This is a genomic window from Massilia sp. METH4, from assembly GCF_037094685.1.
In the GTDB taxonomy this organism is placed as follows: Bacteria; Pseudomonadota; Gammaproteobacteria; order Burkholderiales; family Burkholderiaceae_D; genus Rugamonas.
In genome coordinates this window covers 332,417-356,964 of sequence record NZ_CP146614.1, presented here as the reverse complement: position 1 = coordinate 356,964, position 24,548 = coordinate 332,417, and the positions used below count along the sequence as shown (strand labels likewise).

The window sequence follows — 24,548 nt, the reverse complement described above, 5'->3', positions numbered from 1 at the left end:
GACGATCAAGCCGCTGTTGTTTTGGGTAACGGTATCCATACGGAAAGCTTTAGCCTGCTTTCCGAGGGAAAAATTCAGGCACGGACCCTCAAGTTGTGCCGGAGCGCGCGTCCTGTCGGCGGTTTTCGGCGAACCTTTAGCGAGGAATTGAGGGGTGTTTTGCCCTCATTTCGACATTTTGAAGGGCAAAAAAAATCCCCGGCCATGGCCGGGGATCTTGTTCTTGCATCAAGACGGGATTAACGCAGCAGGCTCATCACGCCATTCGGCAGCTGGTTTGCCTGCGCCAGCATGGCGGTACCGGCCTGCTGGAGGATCTGGCCACGGGTCATCGAAGCCGTTTCCGCGGCGAAATCGGTATCGACGATGCGGCTCTTCGATGCCGACAGGTTTTCCGTCGTGGTCGACAGGTTCGAGATCGCCGAGGCGAAGCGCGATTGCAGTGCACCGTAGGCGGCGCGCTGGGTGTTCACGGTTGCCAGTGCCGCGTCGGCGATCTTGATCGCTGCCTGCGCACCCTTGAAGTCGGAGATGTCCAGCGAAGCGACCGACTTCAGTGCCGACGTGCCGCTGCTCGACAGGCCGGAAGCATCGGTCACCTTGAAGGCGCCTTCCGAGTCGTAGGTGATCTGGCCGTTGGCGATCGTGGTGGCGTTGTTCGCCTTCATGTCGTTCGCCGCGGTCAGGCCGCCACCGGCCTGGTACGTGCGGGCATCGAAGGTCGTGTTGGCCGTGGCACGGGTGTTCTTCAGGTCGATGTTCGCGCCGGTGGCGTGCGTCAGCTTCAAGCCCTTGTTGACGGCATCGTATTCGGCCGTGATGCCGGTCTTGGCCGACTGCGCGTTGATGGCGTTGATGCCCGCGGCGTAGTCCGAAGCGGTGTCACCGGTGCCGGAAACGCTGAAGTTCACCTTCACGGCGTCGGTCGTGTTGTCGCCCTTCAGTTCGAACGAGAAGTCCTCGTTGCCGCTCATCTTCAGCATCACTTCGGTCTGCGCCGTGGCGGTCACGCCGGTGTTGGCCGTCTGCGCGTTCACCTTGGCGGCGATCGTCTGCGCGGTATCGGCACTGGTCGTGGTGATCTGGGTGGCGCTGCCTCGCACGCCCGACACGTCCAGCGTACCCGAGCTGGCCACACTGGAAGCCGAGGTCGCCGCGGGGGCATCGGTCGCCAGGTTGTTGTTGCCGTAGGTGCTGGTCAGGAAGTTCGTGCCCGAAGCCGAGATCAGCTGGTTGGCGTCGGCGCCGACCTGGTAGTGCGCGGTACCCATCGAACCGTCGAGCAGGGTCTGGCCGTTGAACGAGGTCGTTTGCGCAATACGGTTCAGTTCCGAGGACAGCTGGGTCACTTCGGTCTGCAGGGCCTTGCGGTCCGATGCGGAGTTCGATGCGTTGGACGACTGGACGGCCAGTTCGCGGATACGCTGCAGGATGTCGCCGGAGGAGGACAGTGCGCCTTCCGCGGTCTGCGCCATCGACACGCCGTCATTGGCGTTGCGGGTCGCTTGCGTCATGCCGCGGATTTGGGAGTTCATGCGGTCCGAGATCGCCAGGCCGGCGGCGTCGTCTTTGGCGCTGTTGATGCGCAGGCCGGACGACAGGCGTTGCAGCGAGGTCGACAGGGCGCCTTGCGAGCCGGTCAGGTTACGTTGCGAATTCAGGGAAGCGATGTTGGTGTTGATGACCGATGCCATGATGACTCTCCAAAACTGTACTGCTGATCCGGCGATTTGCTCTGTCCACTTTGGCCCGCCACGCTGTTCTTGTGACGATCAAGCCGCTGTTGTTTTGGGTAACGGTATCCGTGCGGAAAGCTTTAGGCCTTTTTTTGAAGAATTTGTTGGAAATCGACGTACGAAGCTTACTGTTGAGCAGGAATTCGCCGAATTTGCTGGCAAAAGAAAAAGCCCGGCGGGCCGGGCTCATCAGGGACGTGGCAACAGGGTTCAGTCGGCGACAACGACGCGATTCTTGCCGGAACGTTTAGCCACATACATGGCCTGGTCCGCGCGCCGGACGAGGGCCGCCTGGTCTTCGCCCTGGCGGCGCAACGCCACGCCGGCCGAGAAGGTGATCAGGAGTTTTTCGTTCTCGTGCATGAAGAAATGCCGGGTCAGCTCGCGCTGCAGCCGCGTCATCGTGGCCACGGCCGCGTCGACGGTGGTTTCCGGCAGCATGATCAGGAATTCCTCGCCGCCGAAGCGGGCGATCACGTCCATGGAGCGCAGCGTGTCCTTGACCACCTTGACCAGGTGCTTCAGCGCGCTGTCGCCGGCGATGTGGCCGTAGGTGTCGTTGAGTTTCTTGAAATCGTCCAGGTCCAGCACGGCGATGCACAGCGGCGTGCCGCGCCGGTCCGCGCGGGCCGTCTCGCGCTCGAACACATCGTCGAGGCCGCGGCGATTCAGGCTGCCCGTCAACTGGTCTTCGCGCACCAGCTCGCTCATATGCTGCAACTGCATTTCCAGCGCCTTGATGCGTTCTTCCGCTTCCTGCACTTCCTGCCGCGCATTCACCATATTGTCGCGCGCCGCCAGCGCCTCGTTCTGCACCACGCGGGTCTCGTGCAGCACTTCGTCGAGGATCTGGTTCAGCTCGGTGATATCGTTCGCGTGGCTGATCTTTTCCGAGTAGGCGCCGATTTTTTGAGAAAAGTCGCCGGTCGAGGCCGCCACCTGGCCCAGGCGGTCGATGAAGGTCATCACCATGTTCTTCACGGTGGCCTTCACGTCCGCCACGCTGTGCTTGAGCTGGCTCTGCTTGAAGATCACGTCCTTCAGGCTGCGCGTGGCCGCCTCCAGCGCGCGCACGTCGAGGGGGCCGGCGATCAGCGCCTGCACCGCGTCGACCTGGCCGCGCAGCCAGGAATCGTCGTCGAGCAATTCGCTGACGTTTTCCAGCAGCAGGCGGAACAGGCGCAGCAGCAACTCCTGCTGCTCGGCCGTGTCGCCGTGCTTCAGCTCGATCTGGTAGCACAGCTGTTTCAGGCGCACGGCGATCTCGGACAGGTCGGCCTCGGTGTGCGCCTCCTTCGTCGCCGCGCCCAGCGCTTCGGCTTCCGCCGCCATCGCCGGCGCGTTCGACAGCAGCGAAGCTACCGCGAGCGTCAGCGTGCGGCTGAGCAGGTCGCGCAGCAGCCGCGTCTGCTCGCCTTCGTCCATGGGTGCCAGTTCGATGCCGCCGGCCTTCTTGACGGGCCGCTCGGCCAGCTGCGAGAGTGCGGTGGCATAGGCATCCCAGTCGCGCGTCTTCACGGCGCGGTTGAAGCGGCGGCCGAAGTCGGCCAGCTCGCCCGAGGCTTGCTCGGCCATCCGGGAGGCGAACCGGTTCAGCACGTTTTCAGGGCCCGGGTCGGCCGGGATGGCCACGACGGGCGGCGGCGCGGGAATGCCGGCAATCTCGTTGTAGATGTCCCGGTAAGCGTCCGGTGTCGGCGCGATGCGGCGCACGGCGAGGCGGCGGAACGCCTCCCGTGCGATTTCAGCCGGGTTCGCTTGCGCTGGACTTGGGGGTTTGCTCGACATCTGGCGTGCTGCCTTTACAAGGATTAACAACTAACATGCATGTTACGGCAACACGCGATTTGCCGAAGCACGAAGAAGGGGCATTAACATCCTTTATTTTCGGAACCAGAAGTTGCCCGATTTCATGCCGCGCATCGTCAGTCGATCAAGCCGTTCTTGATCGCATAATGCGTCAGCTCGGCGCTGTTCTTCAGCTTCATCTTGACCAGGAGTCGCGAGCGGTATTCGCTGACGGTCTTGACCGACAGCGACAGCTCCTTGGCGATCGCGCCCACCGTCATGCCCGAGGCGATCAGCGTGAGCGTCTGGTATTCGCGGTCCGATAATGCTTCGTGCGGTGCCGCCTCATGGTCTTCACCCACGTGGTTGGCCAGTTCCTGGGCCAGCGCGGGGCTGATGTATTTCATGCCGCCGGCGACCTGGCGGATGGCGTTGACGAGTTCCTTCGGCGCGCTTTGCTTGGTGAGATAGCCCGCCGCGCCGGCCTTGAGCGAGCGGATCGCGTACTGGTCTTCGCGGTGCATCGACAGCATCAGCACGGCCAGTTCCGGTTTTTCCTTCTTGATCTGTTTCAGCACCTCGATGCCGCTGCGGTCGGGCATCGAGATATCGAGCAGCACCACGTGACAGCCCGATTTGCGGAACAGGCGCAACGCGTCGCTGCCGTTTTCCGCCTCGCCGGCCACCACGATATCGCGCGTGTCGGCCAGGATCTGCTTCAGGCCCTCGCGCACGATCGCATGATCGTCGGCGATGAAGACCTTGATGGCTGCCTTGTCACTCATGTTGCGAGCTTCCTATTTCGTTGTTGCAGCCCGAATTGTAGCCGCTTCCGGTCCATCGCCCGGGCCGGCACGCCGGATGCGGATCGCCACCACGGTGCCGCCGCCGGGCGCGTGCGACAGGTTCAGCGTGCCGCCCAGCGCCCGGGCGCGCTCGGCCATGCCGCGCAGCCCGAAGGAGCCCGGCTTGGCCCGGTCGGCGGCGCGGATGCCGCGGCCGTTGTCCGTGATCTTTACGCCAACGTGCTGGCGGGTGCTGTGCAGCCGCACCGTGACGCTGGACGCGTGCGCATGCTTGGCGATATTGGTCAAGGCTTCCTGCACGATGCGAAACAGCGCGGTGGCCTGGTCGGGATCGAGTTCCACGTCCTTCTCGTTCGACTGGAAGGTGCAGGCGAGCCCGGCCTGGGCCGCGAATTCCTTCACCTGCCATTCGAGGGCAGCCACCAGGCCGAAATCGAGGATGGACGGGCGCAGGTCGAGCGTGATGCGGTGCACGGCATCGATGGTGCGGTCGGCCAGCTGGTCCACGTACGCCGCCTTCTGGGCCAGTACGGCATCGTCCTCCGGCAGGCGGGCCGCCAGCATGGCCAGCGCCATCTTGATGGCCGTGAGATTGCCGCCCAGGTCGTCGTGGATCTCGCGCGCGATGCGCGTGCGTTCCTGTTCCTTCACTTTTTCGATGTGGGCCGTGAGCTCGGCGAGACGGGCCCGGCTGGCGCGCACTTCCATCTGTTCCAGCTTGCTCTCGGTGATATTGGTCATGATGCCTTCCCACTGCACCGCGCCGCCGGGCAGCACGTGCGGCGTGGCGCGCAGGTTGATCCACTTGACGTCCTTCCACGCCTCGATCCAGATGCGGCCCTCCCAGTTCCAGCTCCACAGGGTGCCGGCCGAGGAGGTCATGGAGTCCAGGTACGACTGCCGGTCGTCCGGCAGCACCAGCTGGGCGAAACGTTCGGGGTGGGTCGCCAGCTCGGCCGCGGGCATGCCGAGCAAGGCGTGGCAGCCTTCGCTCAGGTAGGGAAAGGACACGCGGCCATCGGGCTCGCGGCGGAACTGGTATACGAGGCCCGGCGTGTGCGACACGATCGCGTCGAAGCGCGACTGCACGCGCTGCAGCGCCTCGGCCGCGGTCTCGTCCTCGGCGATTGCCAGCACGGCATCGCGCTCCTCGTGCCGTACCCGCTCCAGGCGCAGCGCCACGCGGTAGCGCGTGCCGTCCGCCCGGGCCAGCGCGGTGCTGACGATGGCGCCGCTGTCCAGGGCCGCGTCGAACTGCTCGCGGGGCAGCGCCGGCAGGATGGCGCTGGACGCCGTGCCATCCTCGTGGCCGCAGCCGTTGCGGGCGGCTGGGTTGGCATCGCGCAGGTGCAGCGTATCGGCATCGAACAGGAAGAGCTGGGACCGCGTGGCTTGCCAGAGGGCGTCGTGACAGGAGGCGTGGCTAAACCGGGCAAGGGGCATAAATGTGTACAATCGGTCCGTATTGGCAGGATGATACGTGAAACACCACCCCCATGAACAAAGCTTTTGTGAAAGAAACCGAGCAGGACGATGACGACGACGTGCAGCTGGCGCCGCCGATTCCGCCCGGTGCGAAGAACTACATCACCCCGTCCGGCTACCGCCGGATCAAGGACGAGCTGCTGCAGCTGATCGACGTGGAACGGCCGGAAGTCGTGAAGGTGGTGCACTGGGCCGCCTCGAACGGCGACCGGTCCGAGAACGGCGACTACATCTACGGCAAGCGCCGGCTGCGCGAAATCGACCGCCGCATCCGCTTCCTCACCAAGCGGCTCGACCTGGCCGAAGTGGTCGACCCCAGCGTGCACCACGGCAGCGACCAGATCTTCTTCGGCGCCACCGTCACCTACAGTAACCAGGACGGCGTGGAAAACACGATCACGATCGTCGGCATCGATGAATTCGACCCGCTGAAGGGCAAGGTCAGCTGGATCTCGCCGATCGCCCGCACCATCACCAAGGCCCGCGAGGGCGATACCGTCACCTTGCATACGCCGACCGGGGTGGAGGAGCTGGATATCCTGGAAGTGACGTATCCCGCGCCGGGGGAGTAGCCCGCAGCCTGGTGTCGCACACCTTTTCCCGCAGGGAAAAGGTGTGCGACACCGGTTTTCTCTTGAGCTCGCACAGTGTCGCGATGACTCGCTGCAAAGAAAATAGCGACACTTCCATCCTCGGAGACCAATATGTCGCGCCGCCCCCGCCTGCTCCTGTCCGGCGTTCCGCTACACATCATCCAGCGAGGACACAACCGGCAACAATGCTTTTTCAGCGACTCCGACTTCCTCGTCTATCTCGAATGGCTGCGAAAGCACGGTACGGCGATAGGGTGTTCAACGCACGCCTATGTCCTGATGTCCAACCATGTGCATATCCTGGCATCCTTCGAGGAGGTCATGCTGGCGCCAGAGATGATGCGACGCCTTGCCCAGCAATACACCTTGTATCTCAATCGGCGCCTCGGCCGCACGGGTTCCGTGTGGGAGGGCCGATTCTGGTCGCATCCGGTCCCAACGGAACGGTACTTCATGAAATGCCACCGCTACATCGAGGCGAACCCGGTTCGCGCCTTGATGGTTGATCACCAACAGCGCTATCGATGGTCGAGTTATCGGGGCAATGCCGGTTTCGACAAGGATCGCCTGCTATGCCCGCACGAGCTGTACCGGCGCCTGGGACTGAACGAAACAGAGCGGATCATGAACTATCGGCGACTGTCCGATTGCGAGCTGAGCGCCGAAGAGCTGTGGGAGATCCGTGGCTTGATGAACGCCCCGGCGCCGCGGGGAAGGCCGAGGAATCCGCCAGTCGAGAGGTGAACGTGGCGAGCTCAAGAGAAAACCAATGGGATGGACGCCCCCACCCTGAGACGGCATCGATGTGCCAAAGTGGAGCTGTCGAAGTTTCACTTAACCAGAGAGGGGCGTCACCATGAAGATTACGACATGCAGTATGGATCTGGCAAAGGAAGTTTTCCAATTCCATGGCGTTAATGCGAGCGGCAAGGTCGAGATGCGATGCCAGCTCCGGCGTGGCAAGGTGATGAGGTTTTTCTCTAACATGCCGCCGTGTCTAATTGGGATGGAGGCGTGTGGCAGCGCGCATTACTGGGCACGGCAGTTGCAGAGCCTGGGCCACACGGTCAAGCTGATAGCTCCGCAGTTCGTCAAGCCATACGTGAAGACCAACAAGCACGATGCAGCCGATGCCGAGGCAATCTGCGAGGCAGTGCAAAGGCCAAACATGCGCTTTGTGCCGATCAAGACTATTGAGCAGCAGGCGATTATCGCTGTTCACACGGCGCGTAGTGGGTTCGTCAAGCAGCGTACTGCTCAGGCCAACCAGATTCGCGGCCTGCTGGCGGAGTTTGGCCTCGTTGTCCCGAAGGGTTTGGCCGTGCTCAGGGAGCGAGTACCGGCACTGCTCGACGAAGCGAAGGATGAGTTGCCCGGCATTTTTCGCCAGACCATTCTGGAACTTCTCGATCACTTGAAGGTGCTGGATAGAAGAGTCAACGAATTCGAGCTGGAAATTCTGAAATGGCACCGCTCGAACCCGATGTCCAAACGGTTGGAGAAGATACCCGGCATAGGACCGATCACAGCCAGCGCTTTGGTCGCGGCGATCGGTAACGCGAGGAACTTCGCCAATGGCAGGCAACTCGCAGCGTGGATCGGCCTAGTACCCAAGCAGCATTCGACAGGCGGTCGCACGAATCTTCTGGGCATCAGCAAAAGGGGCGATACGTACCTGCGTACTTTGCTCATTCATGGAGCCCGAGCGGTGATCCAGCATGCAGTCAAAAAGGATCCAAGCAAGAGCGGCTGGCTTCACTCACTGCTTGGGCGACGGCACAAGAACGTTGCGGCAGTAGCATTGGCCAACAAGAATGCAAGGACTGTCTGGGCCCTATTGGCTCATGACAGAGAGTTCCGAGCCGATTACGCTGCCGCGTAATCGGCTCGGCTGAGGGCCTTCGCGGAGGGTAGCGGACAGTTTTTTGGAAGCGGAGCAGTACATTCCACCGATTGCACAAGCGATCAAGAAGTGATGGCAAACCAGGTAAGACCGTGGTCGGCTTAGCCCGCGCGACACCAAGCACCTTGAGTGCGTTAAACCGAGGGGGCGTCGACCAGCAAATCCCATCAGGGACAGTGGCATCAGCCACATCAAAGTCCGAATGTACGGGTGCAATCTTTACCTACAAACCATCACGAAAAGAAAGCTTGGCATACCGGGGGCGTCCATGTACGGTGTCGTACACCTTTTCTGGGGGCGTCGCCCAGAAAAAGGTGTACGACACCAAGCCGGAGACGCCGCGGGCTTACCCCCGCTCGCGGCTCACCCGATTGACGCCGCTGACCTTGCGCACATTGCGCAGCAGTCCGGCAAGATGCACGCGGTCTTTCACCTGGATGGTGAAGCGCAGCTGGTGCAGCACGTGGTCGTTGTCCTCGTCCATGCCCACGAAGGTGATGTTGCCGTCGGATTCGCCGATCTCCGCGGCCACGCGGGCGAGGATGCCTTTTTCGTTGTTGATCAACAGGCGAATGCGGCTGTCGAAGCGGCGGTTCAGTTCCGTGCCCCATTTCACGGCGATCCAGCGGTCCGGCTCCTTCTGGCGCTGGCGCCGGGCCACGCTGCAGTCCGAGGTGTGCACCTGCAAACCCTGGTCGCGCCGCAGCTGGCCGATGATCTGGTCGCCGGGGATCGGCAGGCAGCACGGCGCCAGTTGCACGGACACGCCTTCGCTGCCGTAGATCGTGACCGGATCGAGGTCCGCCGCCGAGTTGTGGTCGACCGGCACGGACGCCGATTCGCCGCCCAGCAGGCCGAAGATGTGGCGCGCCACGAGCGCCGCCATGCGCTTGCCGATGCCGATGTCGGCATACAGCTCGTCCATCGACTTGGCCGACGATTCGTTCAGCAGGCGTTCCACGAGCGGTTCGGGCAGGTCCGGCGAGATGTTGATCGCGGCCAGCGCCCCGTTCAGCAGCTGGCGGCCCAGGCCGATCGACTCGGGCAGGTTGATGGTGCGCAGGTGATGGCGGATCGCCGAGCGCGCCTTACCCGTGCGCACGAACGACAGCCAGCTCGGGCTCGGCCGCGAGCTCGGGTCGGTCACCACCTCGACGATGTCGCCGTTGCGCAGCTCGGTGCGCAATGGGGCGGGCTCGCCGTTGATCGTCACCGATACCGTGTGGTCGCCGATGCCCGTGTGGATCGCATACGCGAAGTCGATCGGCGTGGCGCCGCGCGGCATGGCGATGATCTTCGATTTCGGCGTGAACACGTAGACCGAATCGGGGAACAGGTCGACCTTCACGTGTTCCAGGAACTCGGCCGAGTCGCCCGTCTGCTGCTGGATGTCGAGCAGCGACTGCAGCCACGCGTGGGTGCGCTGCTGCATGTCGGTCATGTTCGCGTCGGTGTTCTTGTACAGCCAGTGCGCCGCCACGCCCGATTCGGCGGTGCGATGCATTTCCTGCGTGCGGATCTGGAATTCGACGGGCGTGCCGTACGGGCCGATCAGCGTGGTGTGCAGCGACTGGTAGCCGTTCAGCTTGCGGATCGCGATGTAATCCTTGAACTTGCCCGGCATGGGCTTGTACAGCGAGTGCAGCGTGCCCAGCGCCACGTAACAGTTCGAGAAGCTGTCGACAACGACGCGGAAACCGTACACGTCAAGCACCTGCGAGAACGTCAGGTGCTTCGAGCGCATCTTCTTGTAGATGCCGTACAGCGTCTTCTCGCGGCCGTACACCTCGGCGTGGATGCCGGCCATGGTCAGCGTGTTCTTCACCGAGTCGAGGATCTTGCCGACCACTTCGCGCCGGTTGCCGCGCGCCGCCTTCACTGCCTTGGCGAGCACGTGGTAGCGCAGCGGGTACAGGTGCGAGAACGACAGGTCCTGCAGCTCGCGGTAGATATTGTTCAGGCCGAGGCGGTGGGCGATGGGCACGTAGACTTCCATCGTTTCCTTGGCGATGCGCTGCTTTTTCGCGGGCGCCATCACGTCCAGCGTGCGCATATTGTGCAGGCGGTCGGCCAGCTTGATGAGGATGACCCGCACGTCCGACGCCATCGCCAGCAGCATCTTGCGGAAGTTCTCCGCCTGCGCCTCGATCTGGCTCTGGAATTCGATCTTTTCCAGCTTCGACAGGCCGTCCACCAGGTGCGCGACCGGCGCGCCGAAACGCTCGATCAACTCTTCCTTCTTGACGTCCTGGTCCTCCATCACGTCGTGCAGCAGCGCCGCCATCAGCGCCTGCGCATCGAGCTTCCAGTCCGCGCAGATCTCGGCCACGGCGATCGGATGCGAGATATACGGCTCGCCCGACTTGCGCACCTGGCCCAGGTGCATCTCGTCCGAGAACCGGTAGGCTTCCTTGACCTTCTTCAGGTCGGCCTCGGTCATGTACTCGGCCAGCTTCTCGGTCAGATGGCTGATCGTGGCCACGCCCGCCGGCGTCATCGGCGCCGCGAGGGAGGAGGTGGAAATGGCGGGAGGCTGGGCGGCATCGCCGTCGGGCCGCGAGGCGGCCGAACGGCGGCCCCGTGACGCGGGGCGATCGGTGATGCCGGATTCAGAGGAGTTCAGGTTCATGGTGTTCGCAGTGTAATTCAACTGGAGAACCTGTGGCGGTGCAGAGGAACCAACGGTTCCGTGATTACATCGGGACCTTCTTCAGCATTTCCAGTCCGACTTTGCCGGCAGCGATTTCACGCAGTGCCAGCACGGTCGGTTTATCTTTCGCTTCCACCTTGGGGGTGTGGCCCTGCAGCAGCTGGCGGGCGCGGTAGGTGGCGGCCAAGGTCAGCTGGAAGCGGTTCGGCACATTCTGCAGGCAATCTTCGATCGTAATACGGGCCATGGTAACTCCTGGGCAAATTCTGAAAGGGTCGGTTAATTTGTAACTGAGCGAGGTCACTGCGCAGGCCACTCAGTTACAACATATAGTCTTGTTGTTCGGCTTGGTGTGCCTCAGTCGTGCTGCTCGGCGTGGATGCCAAGTTGGGCAAACAGCGATGCATTGCGGGCCGCCTGTTGCGCAAATCGGCAACGGGCCGATCGGACGATCGCGCTCAGTTCGGACAAGGCGACCGGGAACTCTTCATTGATAATAACATACTCGAACTCGGGGGCGTGTGCGATTTCCCCACCCGCGGCCAGCAGGCGCCTCGTGATGACGTGGGGTTCGTCCTGGCCGCGCTTGTGCAGCCTTTCCTCGAGCGCCGCGATCGACGGCGGCAGGATGAAGATGCCGGCCGCCTGCGGGAACTGCTTCTTCACCTGGCGCGCGCCCTGCCAGTCGATTTCCAGCAGGATGTCGGTACCGGCCTTCATCTGTTCTTCGACGAACAGGCGCGACGTGCCGTAATAATTGCCATGCACTTCGGCCCACTCCAGGAACTCGCCGGCATCCGCGCGGGCCACGAAATCCTCGGCCGTCGTGAAGAAGTACTCGCGGCCGTGTTCCTCGCCCGGGCGCGGTGGGCGCGTCGTGGTGGAGATCGACAGCTTGATGGCCGGTTCCTGTGCCAGCAAGGCGTTGACGAGGGTAGACTTGCCGGCGCCGGAAGGAGCCGCAACCATGAACAGGCTGCCGGAGAAGTGTTGGTTCATTTGCAATCTCGAATCGCGGGCGGTGGCCCAAAGGCGTATTTTACCAAGGGCAACCGTTGTTTTGTAGCCGGCTTATTCCAGGTTTTGTACCTGCTCGCGCATCTGCTCGATCAGGAGCTTCAGTTCCATCGACGCGTCCGCCAGCTCCTTGACGGATGCCTTGGCGCCCAGCGTGTTGGCTTCGCGATTCAGCTCCTGCATCATGAAGTCCAGCCGCTTGCCGACCTGGCCGCCCTTCTTGAGGATATGCCGCGTTTCCGACAGGTGAGCGGACAGCCGGCCCAGTTCCTCGGCCACGTCGATGCGGATGCCGTACAGGATCACTTCCTGGCGAATGCGTTCCATTGCATCCTGGCGCGACAGCGCCGCGTTCGAGCCTTGCGAGGCCAGGCCCAGCGCTTCCTGCATGCGCTCGATGGCCTTTTGCTGGAACGAGGCGACCACTTGCGGAATCAGCGGCGTGATGCGCTTGACGATGCCTTCCATCGCCTCGATGCGCGAGATCAGCATCGCCTCGAGGGCGGCGCCTTCGCGCTGGCGGCTGCCCACGAAGGCTTCGACCGTTTTCGCCATCAGCGCGGCCACGTCGGCCTGCAGCGTTTCCTGGCCGATCTGCGCCTCTTCGACGACGCCGGGCCAGCGCAGCAGTTCGGCCACCGACATGGCATGCGCGCCGGCGAAATGCGTCGTCACCTCGTTCTGCAGGCGGGCCAGTTCGTTCAACAGGGGGACATTCAGGGCCTGGGTGCCCGCGCCGGCCGCCTTGCGGCCGAAGGAGAGCCTGATCTCGACCTTGCCGCGCGTGATCGCGGCCATGATGGCCGCGCGCAGGTCGGGTTCGAGGGCACGCAGGTCGTCGTTGATGCGGAATTGAAGGTCGAGAAAACGGGAATTGACGCTCTTGATTTCAATGGTCAGAGTTCCCGCCGCGCTTTCGCTGGTGGCAACCGCGTAGCCCGTCATGCTGGAAATGCTCAATGGATATCCCCGGTTTTGTCTTTACAATGCTTGGTTTTCTCAACACAATCCGGTCTTTGTTGCGCTCTCAGTTGCGCTCTTAGTTGCGCTAGTGTAGGCGAGGAAACGCATGGTTGCCAAGTTACCGGAAGGGCTGGAGTTAGCTGGATACCGCATTGTAAAGAAAATTGCGTCCGGCGGGTTCAGTATCGTCTACCTCGCCTATGACGCTCTTGGCAATGCGGTTGCCATCAAGGAGTATTTACCAAGCGCATTGGCATCGCGTCAAGAGGGAGAGCTGGCTCCGACCGTGGCACCGGCAAATCAGCCGCTGTTCCGGCTGGGCCTGAAATCGTTTTTCGAAGAGGGCCGCGCGCTGGCGAAAATCGCCCATCCGAACGTGGTGCGCGTGCTCAATTTCTTCCGCGCGAACGATACCGTCTACATGGTAATGGCGTATGAATCCGGCCACACATTGCAGGAGCAAATTGCGCGGCAGCGCGGCAGCGAGGCAAAATCAGCCGGCAAAATCGGCGAGGCATTTATCCGCCAGGTTTTCATTCAGATATTGAACGGCTTGCGCGAAGTGCATGCAAATGGCTTGCTGCATCTCGATTTAAAGCCGGCCAATATTTACCTGCGCAGCGACGGCACGCCATTGCTGCTCGATTTCGGTGCGGCCCGCCACGCGATCGATTCCGGCGCGTTGACGTTGAATCCCATGTACACCCCCGGTTTTGCCGCCCCCGAACTCACGTTCAAGACGTCGCCGCTCGGCCCCTGGACCGATGCGTATGGCATCGGCGCCGCGATGTTCACGTGCATGGCCGGCGCCCCGCCGCAGCCGGCCGAAGAACGGCGCAAGCAAGACCGGATGGCGGAGCATTTCACACAGCTGGCCGGGCGCTACTCGCCCGAACTCGTGCAACTGGTGCGCCGGGCACTGGCGCTGGACCCGTCCGCCCGGCCGCAAAGCCTGTTCGAGATGCAGAAGCTGCTGCGCGCGCCATGGGTTCCGGTGGCGCCGCCACGGCCGGCTGGGCGGCTGGCCCGCCTGCGCGCACTGGCGCGGCGCCTGCGGCCGGGGCGGCCCCTTGACACCCTGCAAGGCTGACACGATGCGCTTCTCCGTCTACCAGGAAAGCCATGTCGGCGGCCGCGACATGAACCAGGACCGCATGGGCTATTGCTACACGCGCGACGCGCTGCTGCTGGTACTGGCCGATGGCATGGGCGGCCACCCGCACGGCGAAGTCGCCGCCACGGTCGCGCTGGAGGCGATTTCCGCATTGTTCCGGCAGCAGGCCGGGCCATATGTGAAGGGGCCGGCACGGTTCCTGGAAGACGCCTGCCATGCGGCGCACCGGGAAATCCACCGGCACGCGGTGGTCCATGGCCTGGCCGACGTGCCGCGCACCACGATCGTCGCCTGTCTGGTGCAGCATGGCTCGGCGACCTGGGCGCATTGCGGCGATTCGCGTCTGTACCTGCTGCGCGGCGGGCGCGTGCTGGCGCGCACGCGCGACCATTCGCACGTGGAAAAACTGATCGGTGCTGACCTCGTTCCCGCGTCGGCGCGGCTCGCGCATCCGGACCGCAACAAGCTCTACAACTGCCTGGGCGCGGCGCGCCCGCCCCTGGTCGAGCTGTCGCCGCCGGCCCGGCTGGAGGCCGGCGACGTGATGTTATTATGCTCGGATGGCCTGTGGGCCGCGCTGCCCGAGGAACAGCTGGTGGCCACGCTGTCCACCGGTGCCCTGGCCAGCGCCGTGCCCGGCCTGCTGCGCGCCGCCTTGCGCAACGCCGGCCCCGGCGGCGACAATGCCACCGGCCTGGCGATCGCGTGGCAGGAAGGCCCGGATGTGCCCGGCGCCGGCTCCACGATCGTTTGCACGGAATCCGCCCCGGGCCCCCTGGCCGGCGCCGCCGATCCATTCGACGAAGCCGAGATCGAACGGGCCATCGCGGAAATCCGCGCGGCCATCGACAAGTCCTCCCAATTACTCTGACAGAAAGCCTTCATGACCATTGAAACCCGTCCCAGCGGCCGCGCCGTCGACCAGTTGCGCACCGTGCGCCTGACCCGCCAGTACACCAAGCATGCCGAGGGCTCCGTGCTGATCGAGTGCGGCGACACCAAGGTGATCTGCACGGCCAGCATCGAGGAAAAAGTGCCGGGTTTCCTGAAGGGCAAGGGGCAGGGCTGGTTGACGGCGGAATACGGCATGCTGCCCCGCTCCACGCACTCGCGCATGGACCGCGAAGCCGCCAAGGGCAAGCAGAGCGGCCGCACGCAGGAGATCCAGCGCCTGATCGGCCGCTCGCTGCGCGCCGCCTTCGACCTGGAGGCATTCGGCGAACGCACGCTGCACCTCGATTGCGACGTGATCCAGGCTGACGGCGGTACCCGCACGGCGTCCATCACCGGCGCCATGGTGGCCGCCCATGACGCGTTCACGAAACTGGTGGAGAAGGGCGCGATCCCGGCCGTGCCGGTCAAGCACTTCGTGGCCGCGATCTCCGTCGGCGTGTTCCAGGGCACGCCGGTGCTGGACCTCGACTACGTGGAAGACTCCGGCTGCGATACCGACATGAACGTGATCATGACGGAGGCGGGCCACTTCGTGGAAGTGCAGGGCACGGCCGAAGGCGCCGCGTTCGACCGCGCCACCATGAACCGGCTGCTGGACCTGGCCGAGGCGGGCATCGGCGACCTGATCAGGCTGCAAAAGCGGGAACTGGGGCTGGCGGAGTAGAATAAATGGGGACGGACCCCATTTTCCGAGAAACATTGCCGGGAAAATGGGGTCCGTCCCCATTTTTCAGGCAACATTTCCTATGACTCAAAAACTTGTACTTGCCTCCAACAACGCGGGCAAACTGAAGGAATTCAACGCGCTGCTGTCCACCGTGGGTTTCGAGGTGCATGCGCAGGGCGAATTCGGCGTGCCGGAGGCCGAGGAGCCGTTCCACACCTTCGTCGAAAATGCGCTGCAAAAGGCACGCCACGCAGCGCGGCTGACTGGCCTGCCGGCGCTGGCCGACGATTCGGGCGTGTGCGTGAACGCGCTCGGCGGCGCTCCCGGCGTCTATTCGGCGCGTTACGCCGGCGAGCCGAAGTCCGATGCGGCCAACAACGCCAAGCTCATCGCCGACCTGGCCCAGCACGAGGACAAGTCGGCCTATTACTACTGCGTGCTGGTGTTCGTGCGCCATGCCGATGATCCGCAACCCGTGATCGCCGACGGCGTGTGGCGCGGCGTGATCCAGGTCGAGCCTAGAGGCGAGGGCGGGTTCGGCTACGACCCGCACTTCTTCATCCCGGAGCTGGGTCTCACCACGGCGGAACTGCCGCCGGAGACGAAGAACCGCCTGTCGCACCGCGGTCAGGCCCTGCGTGCATTGGTAGAAAAACTGAAATGATCCCCATCAAACCCGCTGGCGCAGCAGCGAAGCCGGCGCGCACCATCGATGCCGCGGCCGGCGTTGCCGCGCAATACCTGCAACCGGGCGCGCTGAACCTGGCGGCGCTGCCGCCGCTGTCGCTGTACGTGCACTGGCCGTGGTGCGTGCGCAAATGCCCGTATTGCGACTTCAACTCGCACGAGGCAAAGGGCGACGTGCCGGAGAAGGAATACCTGGACGCGCTGCGCCTCGACCTGGAGATGGCGCTGCCGCTGATCTGGGGTCGCAAGATCCATACGGTGTTCATCGGCGGGGGCACGCCCAGCCTGATGTCGGCCGCGGCGCTGGACCGGTTGATGTCCGACCTGCGCACCTTGTTGCCGCTGGACGGCGCCGCCGAGATCACGATGGAAGCCAATCCCGGCACCTTCGAGCAGGAGAAATTCCGCAGCTACCGCGAAAGCGGCATCAACCGGCTGTCGATCGGCATCCAGAGCTTCAACGCAGGGCATCTGCAGGCGCTGGGCCGCATCCACGACGATGGCGAGGCCCGGCGGGCGGTGGAGATTGCGTTGTCCACCTTCGACAACTTCAACCTCGACCTGATGTACGCGCTGCCGCGGCAAACGCTGGAAGAGGCGCGTGCCGACCTGGCCACGGCGCTGTCATTCCAGCCGCCGCACCTGTCGCTGTACCACCTGACGATGGAACCGAACACGGTGTTCGCGAAGTACCCGCCGGAGCTGCCGGACGACGACACCAGTGCCGACATGCAGGATCTCGTCGCCGAGATGACGGCCGCCGCGGGCTACGGGCACTACGAAGTCTCGGCGTACGCGCGGCCCGGCCACCAGGCGCGCCACAACCTGAACTACTGGCAGTTCGGCGACTACCTGGGCATCGGCGCCGGCGCGCATTCGAAGCTGTCGTTCCCGCACCGCGTACTGCGGCAGGCGCGCTACAAGCAGCCGAAGTCCTATATGGAGCAGGTGGCGAATGGCACGCCGGTGCAGGACGAGCACGAGATCGCCCGCGCCGACATGGGCTTCGAATTCATGCTGAACGCGCTGCGCCTGCAGGAAGGCTTCGCGCCCAACCTGTTCACCGAGCGCACCGGGCTCGCGCTGAACACGATCGAAAAGCAGTTGAACGCGGCCGAGGCGAAGGGCCTGATCTACCGCGACCACACGGTGATCCGGCCGACGGAACTTGGGCACCGCTTCCTCAACGATTTGCAGCAGATCTTCCTCGCCTGACCGCCGCCGGTACTAGAACGCCGTGGCGAGGCTAACGTCCGGCTTTTCCACCCACCTGGCCAGCGCCTCGGCCATTCGCTCGCTTTCGCCGATCGCAAACGTCCAGTCCCGGATGCGCGCGGCGTGGTCTTGCCCGTAGTGCTTGAAGTCGTTCCGGTCCGGCAGCTTGCGGTTCGGCAGCCGGGCCACGAAAGAGGGCGACGGGCTGACGAGGATCACGTTGTCCAGTGCCAGGTTGCCGGATGCCGCGCGGGCGCGGCGCCACGGCATCGATTTGTCCAGCCAGCCGGGCACGATGTAATCGGTGAAGTGCGGGTACAGCACCAGGCCGGGGTCGCGCTGGTAGGGCAGGTGCAGGTGGTAGTCGATCAGGCCGCCGTCCCAATAGGCCCCCGGCGGGGCGCCGGCGATGCCCTGCACCGCTTCGAGCACGAGCGGGATCGAGCCGGATGCCAGCAGCGCGCCCCGCAAATTGTCTTCGCGCAGGCCGACGAAGTGCGAGGCGAAGGCATCGTAGCGTTCGCGCAGCCAGGCGGCATCGTCGCGCGCATCGTGGAACAGCACGCGCTCCATCGCGCCGGCCAGCCGGCTGCGCGACACCGCATTGCCTGCCGCCGCGCGCAGGAAACCCGCCATTTCGCGCCAGCGCACGCCGCCGGCACTGGCCAGCGGACCGATGCCGCGCGCCGTGATGACGGTGAGCCGGTGATGCGGGTGCGCCATCACATCCCCGCCATGCCCGCCCAGCACTTCCTCGAGCATGCCGCGCACCGTGCGCGTGACATAAGCCGCATCGACTTTCGCCGGATAGGTCTGGTGCGCGTAGTGATACGCAAGCCGCTTGTGCGCGGCGACCGGATCGGCGAATGCGCCGGCCGCCATGCGCCATGCACCGATCGACGCGCCGATCAGCCGGCGCTCGCGCGGCGCGCGCGGCAGCCAGTCGCCGAACAGCCAGGTGTCGATGCCATTGAGGATCAAGCCTTTCGGGCCGCCGGCCGCGGCGGGGATGATGGCGATGTCGGCGGGGTTCAGGCCATCGGCAGCGATGCGCTGGCGCGCGCGTGGGCCGAGGCGGAGGGTGATCGGGGAGTCCATGCGGCATTGTAAACCGCAGGTGACAGGCACCGGTTCTCAAGAAATGTTTCAGAAAACCCGGTGCCTGTCACCGGTTCTCAGCGCAAGCCGCCGCCCAGGGCCCGATAAAGATCGATCGCGCTGGTCGTGCGCAACAGGCGCGCCTGCACCAGCTGCTGCTCGGCGGCGAACAGCTCGCGTTGGGCGTCCAGCACGTCCAGCGAGCTGGCCACGCCGTTCTCGAAGCGCAGCGTGAGCAGGCGCAGCCGCTCGGCCTGGGCGTCCTGGATCGCCCGCTGCGCTGCCACCTGGTCGCCCAGGTAGCTGCGCGCGGCCAGCGCGTCGGCCACCTCGCGGAACGCGGTCTGGATGGTGCGCTCGTAGTCGACGACGGCGATGTTCTTGCGCGCCTCGGCCAGGTCCAGGTTGGCGCTGTTGCGGCCGGCCGTGAAGATCGGCAAGGTCAGTTGCGGGACGAACGACCACGTGTCGTTGCCGCTGTCGAACAGTTGCGAGAACTCGGGGCTGGCGCTGCCGATTGCCGCCGTCAGCGAGATGCGCGGGAAGAAGGCCGCGCGGGCGGCGCCGATGTTGGCATTCGCCGCCAGCAGGCGCTGCTCGGCGGCGCGGATATCCGGCCGGCGCGTGATCAGGTCCGACGGCAGGCCGGCAGGCACGGCGCTCATTGCGTCGATCTGCGCGTCGTCCACCATCGGTGCGTTATCGGCGGAAGCGGTGGCCGGCACGCCCACCAGCAGTGTCAGCGCGTTCTCGGCCTGCGCCCGCTGCCGCGCCAGCGCCAGCGCGGAAGCGCGTGCCGTCTCCATCAGCGTCTCGTTCGAACGCAGGTCCAGCAGCGACGAGGCGCCCGCTTCCAGCCGCTGCCGCGTCAGTTCGTACGTGCGGCGCCGCGCCTCGTAGGTGCGCTGCGCCAGCGCCAGCTGCTCGGCATAGGCGCGCTCGGTGAAATAGGCCTTCGCCACTTCGGCCACGAGGCTGATCTGGGCCGCCTGGCGCGCTTCGTCGGTGGCGAGGTAGCTCGCCAGCGCCGCTTCGGAAAGGCTGCGCACGCGGCCGAAGAAGTCCAGCTCGAAGGCGGAAATCGACAGCCCGGCATCGAAACGCTCCGCAATCGCCGGCTGTCCGGTGGAAGGATTCGCGAAGCCAGGCGTGCGGGCGCGGGTGCCGGACAGCGTGCCGTTCAGGTTCGGCAACTGGTCCGCGCGCGCGATGCGGTACGCGGCGCGCGCCTCCTCGATGCGCAGCGCGGCCGTGCGCAGGTCGCGGTTGTTGTCCAGTGCCGTGGCGATCAGCGATTGCAACCGGCCATCCGGGAAGAATTCGCGCCAGCCCGTATCGGCGGCGCTCCTGGCATCGGCCGGCGGCTGCGGCTCGCCCTTGCCGTCCGCGGCGGGCGGGGCGGCGGGGAACCCGGCGGCCACCGGCGCGGCCGGCCGTTCGTATTTCGGCGCCAGCGAGCACGCCGACAGGGCGGCCGCGGTGAGCAAGGCACCCAGGATCGTCAATTTCATGGCTTGGCCTCCGGCAGGTCGAGTTCATGGGCGGCGAGGCGGCGTTGCCGCTCGCTGCCCTTGAAGATGCGGCGGATCACGACGAAGAACACGGGCACGAGGAACACAGCCAGCACGGTGGCCGTGATCATGCCGCCCATCACGCCGGTGCCGATGGCGCGCTGGCTGGCCGACCCGGCGCCGCTGGCCACCACCAGCGGCAGCACGCCCAGGATGAAGGCGAGCGACGTCATGATGATGGGGCGGAAGCGCAGGTGCACCGCTTCCAGGGTGGCTTCGATCAGGCCCATGCCCTGCGCCTGCAGGTCCTTGGCGAATTCGATGATCAGGATCGCGTTCTTGGCCGAGAGGCCGATGATCGCGATCAGGCCCACCTTGAAGTACACGTCGTTCGGCAGGTCGCGCAGGTGGGCGCCGAGCAGGGCGCCCAGGACCCCCAGCGGCACCACCAGCAGCACGGCGATCGGGATCGACTCGCTTTCGTACAGGGCCGCCAGCACGAGGAAGGCCGCCAGCAGCGACAGGGCGAACAGCATCGGCGCCTGCGCGCCCGAGGTGCGCTCTTCGAGCGACTGGCCGGTCCAGTCGATGCCGAAGCCGGGGGGCAGCTGGGCCGCCAGGCGTTCCAGCTCGTCCATCGCCTCGCCGGTGCTGTACCCCGGCGCCGCATTGCCCGTCAGCCTGATCGACGGGTAGCCGTTGTAGCGCACCAGCTGCACCGGGCCGTTGATCCAGGTGGTCGTGGCGAAGGCGGAGAACGGCACCATGTTCCCACTCGCGGTGGAGCGCACGTTCAGGCGCAGGATGTCTTCCGGCTGCATGCGGCGGCTCTGCTCCGCCTGCACGATCACGCGTTGCTGGCGGTTATCGCTGTTGAAGTCATTGACGTAGGAGGAGCCCAGTCCGGCCGACAGCGTGGTGTTGATGTCGGCGAAGGTCACTCCCAGCGCCTGCGCCTTGTCGCGGTCGATGTCCACCCGCAGCTGCGGTGCGTCTTCGAGCCCCTCGGGCCGCAGGCCTTGCAGCACCTGGCTCTTGCCGGCCAGGCCGAGCAGCTGGTTGCGCGCGTTCACCAGCGCCGCGTGGCCGAGCGAGCCGCGGTCCTGCAGCCGCGCCGTGATGCCGGTGGCGTTGCCCAGCTCGCGGATCGGCGGCGGCGACAGCGGGAACACGATCGCGTCCGGTATGCCGGACAGCGCGCCGAACGCGCGCCCGGCCAGCGCATCGGCCGACTGGTCCTTGCCGCGCTCCGACCAATCCTTCAGCGGCACGAATACCAGGCCGGCATTCTGGCCGTTGCCCGAGAACGAGAAGCCCGCCACGGCGATGGTGCGCGCCACTTCCGGCTGCTTGCGGAAATAGGCGTCCACCTGCGCCAGCACGGCGTCGGTACGGGCGCGCGAGGCCCCTGGCGGCAACTGCACGTTGGTGATGATATAGCCCTGGTCCTCGTTCGGCAGGAACGACGACGGCAGGCGCACATACAGCCAGGCCACCAGCGCCAGGAGCACGGCGAAAACCAGCATGTAGCGCCCGGTGTGTGCGATGATCTTCGCCACCCAGCCCTGGTAGCGTGTCGCCGTGGTGGCGAAGGATCGGTTGAACCAGCCGAAGAAGCCGCGCTTTTCCACGTGGTGGCCCTTCTCGACGGGTTTGAGCATGGTGGCGCACAGCGCCGGCGTGAGGGTCAGCGCCATCAGGGCGGAAAACGCCATGGCTGCCACCATCGACAGCGAGAACTGGCGGTAGATCGCGCCCACCGCACCGCCGAAGAACGCCATCGGCACGAACACCGCGATCAGCACCAGCGTGATGCCGATGATCGCGCCGGTGATCTGCGACATCGCCTTGCGCGTCGCCTCGCGGGGCGACAGGCCTTCCTCGCTCATGATGCGTTCCACGTTCTCGACGACCACGATGGCATCGTCGACCAGGATGCCGATCGCCAGCACCATGCCGAACATCGTCAGCACGTTGATCGAGAAACCCGCCAGCTGCATCACCGCGAAGGTGCCCATCAGCGCCACCGGCACCACGATGGTGGGAATGATCGTGTAGCGGAAGCTCTGCAGGAACACGTACATCACGATGAACACCAGCAGCACGGCCTCGAGCAGCGTCTTCACCACTTCCTCGATGGAGATGCGCACGAAGGTCGAGGTATCGTAGGGTACTGTGTACTTCAGGCCCGGGGGAAAGAACTTTTGCAGCTCATCCATCTTGGCCTTCACCAGGTCGGCCGTCTCCAGCGCGTTGCCGGTCAGGGATTGCTGCACGGCGATCGCCACGAAGGGTTGGCCGTTCAGGCGCGCGCTGATGTTGTAGCTCGAGCCGCCCAGTTCGAGCCGGGCCACGTCGCCGAGGCGCACGGTGGAGCCGTCCGGGTTCGCGCGCAGCACGATCTTGGAGAATTGCTCGACGGAGGTGAGCTGGCCCGTCACCACCACGGGCGCCTGGTAAGTCTGCGTGGTGGGGCTGGGCAGGTCGCCGATCGTGCCGGACGTGACCTGCGCGTTCTGCGCGCGGATGGCCGCTGTCACGTCGCTCATGTTCAGCTTGTAGCCGGTGAGCCTGTTGGGATCGACCCATATCCGCGACGCCCGTTCGGAGCCGAACAACTGGGCCTGGCCCACGCCCGGAATACGCTTGATCTCGTTGACGACGTTGCGTGCCATGTAGTCCCCGATCGCGATCGGGTCCATCCTGCCATCCGTCGAGTACACGCCCACGAACATCAGGATGTTCGAGCGCGCCTTGTTGACCTGCACCCCCTGTTGCGTGACCGCCTGCGGCAGCCGGGATTCCACGCGCTTGATGCGGTTCTGCACGTCCACCGCCGCGATATCGGGATTGGTGCCGGGCAGGAAGGTGACGGTGATCGTCACGCCGCCGGCCGCGTTGCTTTCCGATTCCACGTACTGCAAGCCTTCGGCGCCGTTCATTTCCTGCTCGATCACGCTGGTCACGGCGTCGTCGAGCACCTGGGCGGTGGCACCGGGATAGTTGGCCGTGACCACGATCGAAGGCGGCGCGATCGTGGGGTACTGGGCCACGGGAAGGGTGGTGATGGCCAGCGCGCCGCCCAGCAGGATGAACAGCGCGATGACCCATGCGAACACGGGCCGGTCGATGAAGAAGCGTGGCATTCAAGCCCCCTTGGCGGCAGGGGCGGGGGCCGGCGCGCCGTTCGGCGCCGGCTGCCAGGGCTGCGGCGCGACGGGCGCGCCCGGCTTGGCCTTCTGGAAGCCCTCGACGATGATGCGCTCGCCGCCCTTCAGGCCTTCGCTGACGATCCACTTGTCGCCCGTCGAGGCTTCGGCCTTCACCGGCTGGGCGACGACCTTGTTGTCCGCGCCCACGATCATGACCGACGAACCCTCGGCGCCGCGCACGATGGCCTGCTGCGGCACCGTGATGGCCGCTTCGGCGATACCTTGTTCGAGCCTGGCGCGCACGTACATGCCAGGCAGCAGGGCGCGCTTCGGGTTCGGGAATTGAGCCCGCAGGGAAACGGTGCCCGTGCTTTCATCCACGGAGGCATCCGAGAACAGCAACTTGCCGGACGCCGAATATTCCTCGCCGGTTTCCAGCAGCAGGGTCACGCGCGCTTCATCCTTGCCCACGCTTTTCAGGCGCCCGCTGGCCAGCGCCTGGCGCAGCTGCTGCAATTCGGTGGACGATTGCGTGACGGTCACATAGATGGGGTCGAGCTGCTGCACCAGCGCCATCGGCGTGGCCTCGCCCTGGCCGACCAGGGCGCCCTCGGTCACCAGCGCCCGGCCCACGCGGCCGGAGATCGGCGCCGTCACCGTGGCATAGCCGAGGGTCAGGCCGGCCGTCTGGCGCGCCGCCTTGGCCGTGGCCAGGTCGGCGGCGGCCTGCTTCTGCGCCGTCACGGCGTCGTCGTATTCCTGCTGGCTCACGGCCTGTGCGGCCAGCAGCGGCTTGTAGCGCTTTTCCCGCAGGTTGGCCTGCGCGAGATTGGCCTCGGCCTTCTGCACGGCCGCCTCGGCGCTGGCAAAGCCGGCCTGGAATTCGGCCGGATCGATGCGGAACAGCACCTGGCCGGCCTTCACGTCCGACCCTTCCTCGAACACGCGCTTCAAGACGATACCCGGCGTGCGCGCCCGCACCTGCGCCACCCGGAATGCCTCGACCCGGCCGGGCAGCTCATCGGTCACGGGCACGGCGGCCGGCGACACGGTGATCACCGAAACGGTGGGAGGCGGCGGGGCGGGGGGAGCTTCTTCCTTCTTGCCGCAGGCGGCGAGCAACGAGAGCGACAGGACTGCAACAGCGACAGGCGTACGGCGTGCGACATTTCTCATGGATGATGTCTCGCGGAAGAACGGCAGGGCTAA

21 protein-coding genes are annotated in these 24,548 nt (G+C 65.1%); 8 read left to right on the top strand and 13 right to left on the bottom strand.

What is annotated here, in order from left to right; all coding sequences use genetic code 11:
- Positions 1 to 239: 239 nt before the first annotated feature.
- The 5 genes from V6Z91_RS01655 to V6Z91_RS01635 form a co-directional block, all read right to left on the bottom strand.
- Positions 240 to 1,694 (bottom strand): flagellin, encoded by a 1,455-nt coding sequence (locus V6Z91_RS01655; protein ID WP_338765774.1) that lies wholly within the window; start codon positions 1,692 to 1,694, stop codon positions 240 to 242.
- A complete protein-coding gene (locus tag V6Z91_RS01650) occupies positions 1,645 to 1,926 on the bottom strand; it encodes a hypothetical protein (RefSeq protein ID WP_338765772.1) in 282 nt (93 codons plus the stop codon). Before V6Z91_RS01650 ends, V6Z91_RS01655 begins: the two co-directional genes overlap by 50 nt.
- A 20-nt stretch (positions 1,927 to 1,946) precedes the next feature.
- Entirely contained in the window at positions 1,947 to 3,524 is a 1,578-nt protein-coding gene (locus tag V6Z91_RS01645; protein WP_338765770.1) for a GGDEF domain-containing protein, read from the bottom strand.
- A 137-nt stretch (positions 3,525 to 3,661) separates the two neighbouring features.
- Positions 3,662 to 4,309: a response regulator transcription factor gene (locus tag V6Z91_RS01640; protein WP_338765768.1), complete on the bottom strand. Its 648-nt coding sequence runs from the start codon at positions 4,307 to 4,309 to the stop codon at positions 3,662 to 3,664.
- A 12-nt stretch (positions 4,310 to 4,321) separates the two neighbouring features.
- Entirely contained in the window at positions 4,322 to 5,773 is a 1,452-nt protein-coding gene (locus V6Z91_RS01635) for an ATP-binding protein (protein WP_338765765.1), read from the bottom strand.
- Between the two features lie 53 nt (positions 5,774 to 5,826).
- On the opposite strand from V6Z91_RS01635, the gene greB reads away from it, so the two are divergent.
- The 3 genes from greB (at position 5,827) to V6Z91_RS01620 (ending at position 8,290) form a co-directional block, all read left to right on the top strand.
- Positions 5,827 to 6,387 (top strand): transcription elongation factor GreB, encoded by a 561-nt coding sequence (gene greB, locus V6Z91_RS01630; RefSeq protein WP_338765763.1) that lies wholly within the window; start codon positions 5,827 to 5,829, stop codon positions 6,385 to 6,387.
- Between the two features lie 132 nt (positions 6,388 to 6,519).
- On the top strand, positions 6,520 to 7,152 hold the full coding sequence (locus tag V6Z91_RS01625; protein ID WP_338765760.1) for a transposase: 633 nt from the start codon (positions 6,520 to 6,522) through the stop codon (positions 7,150 to 7,152).
- Positions 7,153 to 7,264: 112 nt separating this feature from the next.
- Positions 7,265 to 8,290: an IS110 family transposase gene (locus V6Z91_RS01620; protein WP_338760468.1), complete on the top strand. Its 1,026-nt coding sequence runs from the start codon at positions 7,265 to 7,267 to the stop codon at positions 8,288 to 8,290.
- Between the two features lie 367 nt (positions 8,291 to 8,657).
- On the opposite strand, the gene V6Z91_RS01615 is transcribed toward V6Z91_RS01620, so the two are convergent.
- The 4 genes from V6Z91_RS01615 to V6Z91_RS01600 all read right to left on the bottom strand — a co-directional run bounded on the left by V6Z91_RS01615 (position 8,658) and on the right by V6Z91_RS01600 (position 12,923).
- The gene (locus V6Z91_RS01615) at positions 8,658 to 10,940 is read right to left on the bottom strand and encodes a bifunctional (p)ppGpp synthetase/guanosine-3',5'-bis(diphosphate) 3'-pyrophosphohydrolase (RefSeq protein ID WP_338765757.1); all 2,283 of its coding nucleotides are present in this window, start codon (positions 10,938 to 10,940) and stop codon (positions 8,658 to 8,660) included.
- A 64-nt stretch (positions 10,941 to 11,004) separates the two neighbouring features.
- Positions 11,005 to 11,208, bottom strand: coding sequence for a DNA-directed RNA polymerase subunit omega (gene rpoZ, locus V6Z91_RS01610; RefSeq protein WP_107143459.1), 204 nt, complete (start codon positions 11,206 to 11,208; stop codon positions 11,005 to 11,007).
- A gap of 110 nt (positions 11,209 to 11,318) precedes the next feature.
- Entirely contained in the window at positions 11,319 to 11,960 is a 642-nt protein-coding gene (gmk, locus tag V6Z91_RS01605; protein ID WP_338765745.1) for a guanylate kinase, read from the bottom strand.
- Between the two features lie 72 nt (positions 11,961 to 12,032).
- Entirely contained in the window at positions 12,033 to 12,923 is an 891-nt protein-coding gene (locus V6Z91_RS01600) for a YicC/YloC family endoribonuclease (RefSeq protein WP_338772142.1), read from the bottom strand.
- Between the two features lie 124 nt (positions 12,924 to 13,047).
- On the opposite strand from V6Z91_RS01600, the gene V6Z91_RS01595 reads away from it, so the two are divergent.
- From V6Z91_RS01595 to hemW, 5 genes are all read left to right on the top strand, one after another.
- Positions 13,048 to 14,031, top strand: a complete 984-nt coding sequence (locus tag V6Z91_RS01595) for a serine/threonine-protein kinase (protein ID WP_338765742.1) — start codon at positions 13,048 to 13,050, stop codon at positions 14,029 to 14,031.
- Positions 14,032 to 14,035: 4 nt separating this feature from the next.
- Entirely contained in the window at positions 14,036 to 14,926 is an 891-nt protein-coding gene (locus V6Z91_RS01590; protein WP_338765739.1) for a PP2C family serine/threonine-protein phosphatase, read from the top strand.
- 12 nt (positions 14,927 to 14,938) lie between these two features.
- On the top strand, positions 14,939 to 15,673 hold the full coding sequence (gene rph, locus V6Z91_RS01585; RefSeq protein ID WP_338765736.1) for a ribonuclease PH: 735 nt from the start codon (positions 14,939 to 14,941) through the stop codon (positions 15,671 to 15,673).
- Between the two features lie 82 nt (positions 15,674 to 15,755).
- On the top strand, positions 15,756 to 16,340 hold the full coding sequence (gene rdgB, locus V6Z91_RS01580; RefSeq protein ID WP_338765733.1) for an RdgB/HAM1 family non-canonical purine NTP pyrophosphatase: 585 nt from the start codon (positions 15,756 to 15,758) through the stop codon (positions 16,338 to 16,340).
- Positions 16,337 to 17,578 (top strand): radical SAM family heme chaperone HemW, encoded by a 1,242-nt coding sequence (gene hemW, locus V6Z91_RS01575; RefSeq protein ID WP_338765730.1) that lies wholly within the window; start codon positions 16,337 to 16,339, stop codon positions 17,576 to 17,578. Before rdgB ends, hemW begins: the two co-directional genes overlap by 4 nt.
- Positions 17,579 to 17,590: 12 nt before the next feature.
- Here the strand turns inward: hemW and V6Z91_RS01570 are convergent, their stop codons facing one another.
- From V6Z91_RS01570 to V6Z91_RS01555, 4 genes are all read right to left on the bottom strand, one after another.
- Positions 17,591 to 18,676, bottom strand: coding sequence for a patatin-like phospholipase family protein (locus V6Z91_RS01570; protein WP_338765727.1), 1,086 nt, complete (start codon positions 18,674 to 18,676; stop codon positions 17,591 to 17,593).
- 77 nt (positions 18,677 to 18,753) lie between these two features.
- A complete protein-coding gene (locus tag V6Z91_RS01565) occupies positions 18,754 to 20,187 on the bottom strand; it encodes an efflux transporter outer membrane subunit (RefSeq protein ID WP_338765725.1) in 1,434 nt (477 codons plus the stop codon).
- On the bottom strand, positions 20,184 to 23,333 hold the full coding sequence (locus V6Z91_RS01560) for an efflux RND transporter permease subunit (protein WP_338765723.1): 3,150 nt from the start codon (positions 23,331 to 23,333) through the stop codon (positions 20,184 to 20,186). Before V6Z91_RS01560 ends, V6Z91_RS01565 begins: the two co-directional genes overlap by 4 nt.
- On the bottom strand, positions 23,334 to 24,515 hold the full coding sequence (locus V6Z91_RS01555; protein ID WP_338765717.1) for an efflux RND transporter periplasmic adaptor subunit: 1,182 nt from the start codon (positions 24,513 to 24,515) through the stop codon (positions 23,334 to 23,336).
- Positions 24,516 to 24,548 lie beyond the last annotated feature (33 nt).

Coding starts and splice junctions, on each gene's coding strand:
- rpoZ (WP_107143459.1), bottom strand. CDS start 11,208: ATGGCCCGTATTACGATCGAAGATTGCCTGCAGAATGTGCCGAACCGC.
- greB (WP_338765763.1), top strand. CDS start 5,827: ATGAACAAAGCTTTTGTGAAAGAAACCGAGCAGGACGATGACGACGAC.
- V6Z91_RS01590 (WP_338765739.1), top strand. CDS start 14,036: ATGCGCTTCTCCGTCTACCAGGAAAGCCATGTCGGCGGCCGCGACATG.
- V6Z91_RS01565 (WP_338765725.1), bottom strand. CDS start 20,187: ATGAAATTGACGATCCTGGGTGCCTTGCTCACCGCGGCCGCCCTGTCG.
- V6Z91_RS01555 (WP_338765717.1), bottom strand. CDS start 24,515: ATGAGAAATGTCGCACGCCGTACGCCTGTCGCTGTTGCAGTCCTGTCG.
- V6Z91_RS01625 (WP_338765760.1), top strand. CDS start 6,520: ATGTCGCGCCGCCCCCGCCTGCTCCTGTCCGGCGTTCCGCTACACATC.
- rph (WP_338765736.1), top strand. CDS start 14,939: ATGACCATTGAAACCCGTCCCAGCGGCCGCGCCGTCGACCAGTTGCGC.
- V6Z91_RS01645 (WP_338765770.1), bottom strand. CDS start 3,524: ATGTCGAGCAAACCCCCAAGTCCAGCGCAAGCGAACCCGGCTGAAATC.
- rdgB (WP_338765733.1), top strand. CDS start 15,756: ATGACTCAAAAACTTGTACTTGCCTCCAACAACGCGGGCAAACTGAAG.
- V6Z91_RS01615 (WP_338765757.1), bottom strand. CDS start 10,940: ATGAACCTGAACTCCTCTGAATCCGGCATCACCGATCGCCCCGCGTCA.
- V6Z91_RS01620 (WP_338760468.1), top strand. CDS start 7,265: ATGAAGATTACGACATGCAGTATGGATCTGGCAAAGGAAGTTTTCCAA.
- V6Z91_RS01560 (WP_338765723.1), bottom strand. CDS start 23,333: ATGCCACGCTTCTTCATCGACCGGCCCGTGTTCGCATGGGTCATCGCG.
- hemW (WP_338765730.1), top strand. CDS start 16,337: ATGATCCCCATCAAACCCGCTGGCGCAGCAGCGAAGCCGGCGCGCACC.
- V6Z91_RS01640 (WP_338765768.1), bottom strand. CDS start 4,309: ATGAGTGACAAGGCAGCCATCAAGGTCTTCATCGCCGACGATCATGCG.
- V6Z91_RS01635 (WP_338765765.1), bottom strand. CDS start 5,773: ATGCCCCTTGCCCGGTTTAGCCACGCCTCCTGTCACGACGCCCTCTGG.
- V6Z91_RS01570 (WP_338765727.1), bottom strand. CDS start 18,676: ATGGACTCCCCGATCACCCTCCGCCTCGGCCCACGCGCGCGCCAGCGC.
- V6Z91_RS01595 (WP_338765742.1), top strand. CDS start 13,048: ATGGTTGCCAAGTTACCGGAAGGGCTGGAGTTAGCTGGATACCGCATT.
- V6Z91_RS01650 (WP_338765772.1), bottom strand. CDS start 1,926: ATGAGCCCGGCCCGCCGGGCTTTTTCTTTTGCCAGCAAATTCGGCGAA.
- gmk (WP_338765745.1), bottom strand. CDS start 11,960: ATGAACCAACACTTCTCCGGCAGCCTGTTCATGGTTGCGGCTCCTTCC.
- V6Z91_RS01600 (WP_338772142.1), bottom strand. CDS start 12,923: ATGACGGGCTACGCGGTTGCCACCAGCGAAAGCGCGGCGGGAACTCTG.
- V6Z91_RS01655 (WP_338765774.1), bottom strand. CDS start 1,694: ATGGCATCGGTCATCAACACCAACATCGCTTCCCTGAATTCGCAACGT.